Raw genomic sequence first — 256 nt, 5'->3', positions numbered from 1 at the left:
CCCATAAATGCTTCAATAACACTTTCTGCCGCTTTGCGTGTTTCAGCAAGTACAACACCAATGCCTTGTGTGCCTTCAAGTAATTTAATTACAACAGGTGCACCGCCTACCATTTCTAGTAAGTCTTTTACATCATCTGGTTTGCTAGCAAAACCTGTTACTGGCATACCAACGCCTTTGCGCGAAAGTAACTGAAGTGAGCGTAATTTATCGCGCGAACGAGAAATAGCGACTGATTCGTTTACAGGGTAAACAC

1 pseudogene is annotated in these 256 nt (G+C 43.0%); it reads right to left on the bottom strand.

Going from position 1 to position 256, the window contains the following annotated elements:
- Positions 1–256: pseudogene (locus tag AAEY57_RS20455) on the bottom strand (30S ribosomal protein S6--L-glutamate ligase); the annotation flags it as partial.

This window comes from Pseudoalteromonas sp. MER144-MNA-CIBAN-0113, assembly GCF_040308965.1.
GTDB classification, from domain to species: Bacteria; Pseudomonadota; Gammaproteobacteria; order Enterobacterales; family Alteromonadaceae; genus Pseudoalteromonas; species Pseudoalteromonas tetraodonis.
This window is presented reverse-complemented; position numbering and strand designations above follow the sequence as displayed.